The sequence below is a fragment of the Burkholderia sp. AU30198 genome, from assembly GCF_020419825.1.
GTDB lineage: Bacteria > Pseudomonadota > Gammaproteobacteria > Burkholderiales > Burkholderiaceae > Burkholderia.
The window spans coordinates 1-1,949 of record NZ_JAIZSA010000051.1 but is presented as its reverse complement, the minus strand read 5'-3'; the positions used below and the strand labels follow the sequence as shown (position 1 = coordinate 1,949).

1 protein-coding gene and 1 pseudogene are annotated in these 1,949 nt (G+C 60.6%); both read right to left on the bottom strand.

Annotation, left to right across the window (positions count from 1 at the left end; genetic code table 11):
- Positions 1-111 precede the first annotated feature (111 nt).
- Positions 112-1,025, bottom strand: a pseudogene (locus LGN19_RS39435) (IS3 family transposase); the annotation flags it as partial.
- Between the two features lie 211 nt (positions 1,026-1,236).
- Positions 1,237-1,949, bottom strand: a 713-nt coding sequence (locus LGN19_RS39430) for an electron transfer flavoprotein subunit alpha/FixB family protein (RefSeq protein ID WP_226220241.1), incomplete at its 5' end; no start/stop codon positions are given.

Here is a 1,949-nt window from a genome sequence, read left to right as displayed (position 1 = left end):
TTGGGGGCGTGCTGCTCACGATTGGAAGGCAGCCATGAACCAATTCGCCATCCTCTACGAGGATCGGTTCGTTCGACCATCCGTGTGAATCTCAACCCGTCTTGAACACGGAAATTCTGACACCCCCTCGGTAACCCACTTCTGATTCGGCCGTTCGGCACGGAATTGCCGTTCCAGCCGATTCGGCACCTGAGCCAGCTCCCCACGGTAGGAGCGGTATTTCTTGGGCCGCACCAGCGATTTCAACCCAAGTACTTGCATCAAGCGCTGCACGGTCTTGTGATTGATCGCCTGTCCCGCCCGGCGCAGTTCGGCCGTCACGCGTCGGTAGCCATAGCGGCCCTTGTGGCGCTCGTAGATTTTCCGGATGCACACTTTCAGGCTGGCGTACTTATCGCCGGCCATCTGCACTTTGGCTTGATAGTAGAACGTGCTGCGAGCCAGCCCGGCAGCCCTCAGCAGGTCCGATAAATCGTGGTCTTGCCTCAGTTCAAGCACTAGCTGCGCTTTTTCTGCGCAGCGGCCTCTTTGGCCTGAACCAAGGCATTCCATTTTTTTAGGTACGCCACCTCCGCGCGCAGATATTTGAGTTCCGCGAGCAGTGCTTCACGCGTGAGCGTGTCCTCGGTCTCGGTATCTATCGGCTTGGCGGGGGGTGTCGGCGTAGGCATCTTTCTCAAGCGTCCTTTGGGCTTGGGCGCCAATGCGCCCAGACCGCCCTCATGATACTGGCGTTCCCATCGGCTTACCGCATCATTGCCGCGCAGATTGAACAGCGCCGCGGCCTGACGATAAGACAACTGATCGCGCCACATCCTGCGCAGCACCTTGAGCTTGAACGTCGCACTGTATCGGCTGTACTTCTTACGCAGTCCGGCCTCACCATGCTGCTCATGGCTTGAGACCCAGCGCTGCACCGTCCCAGGATGCAGGCCAAACTCCCGCGCGATGCTCTTGTAGCCGTATCGGCCAGACGCGTAGCGCCTCACCACTTCCCGCTTGAATTTCTCGTCGTACTGCGCCATGAAAAACACCCCAAAGGTTGGATTCGCATCCAACTTTTGGGGTGCAGTTCAGAGGGGCGCCTTTTTCATTTCATCGAACCGTCGTCGTGCCGGTCAGGGGCTTGATAGCTCATGAGGTGTCTCCCTCTTCCCCCTTCTGTCGATGGCGAAAAAAAGGGGCGCTCGTCGCGCCCCTCTTCTCGTGTGCTTGACGCCGAAACGTCACACAGCTTTAGCCGAGCTCGGCCACGAGTTCCGGCACGAGCGCGAACAGATCGCCGACGAGACCGTAGTCAGCCACGCTGAAGATCGGCGCTTCCGGATCCTTGTTGATCGCGACGATCACCTTCGAATCCTTCATGCCGGCCAAGTGCTGAATCGCACCCGAGATGCCGACCGCGATGTACAGCTGCGGTGCGACGATCTTGCCGGTCTGGCCGACCTGGTAGTCGTTCGGCACGTAGCCGGCGTCGACTGCCGCGCGCGATGCGCCCAGTGCTGCCGACAGCTTGTCTGCCAGCGGCTCCAGTACCTTCGTGTAGTTCTCGCCGCTACCCAGACCGCGACCGCCCGACACGATGATCTTCGCGCTCGTCAGTTCCGGACGGTCCAGCTTCGTCACTTCACGGCTCACGAATTGCGACTTGCCGGCGTCGGCTGCCGCTTCGATCTTCTCGACCGATGCGCTGCCGCCTTCTGCTGCCACCGGATCGAAACCCGTCGAACGCACCGTGATCACCTTGATCGGATCGCTCGACTGCACCGTTGCGATCGCGTTACCCGCGTAGATCGGGCGCTCGAACGTGTCGGCCGAATCGACCGCCGTGATGTCCGAGATCTGCGCGACGTCCAGCTTCGCGGCGATACGCGGCGCGATGTTCTTGCCGTAGGCCGTCGCCGGCGCGAGGATGTGCGAGTAATCCTTCGCGATGTTCAGCGCGGTCG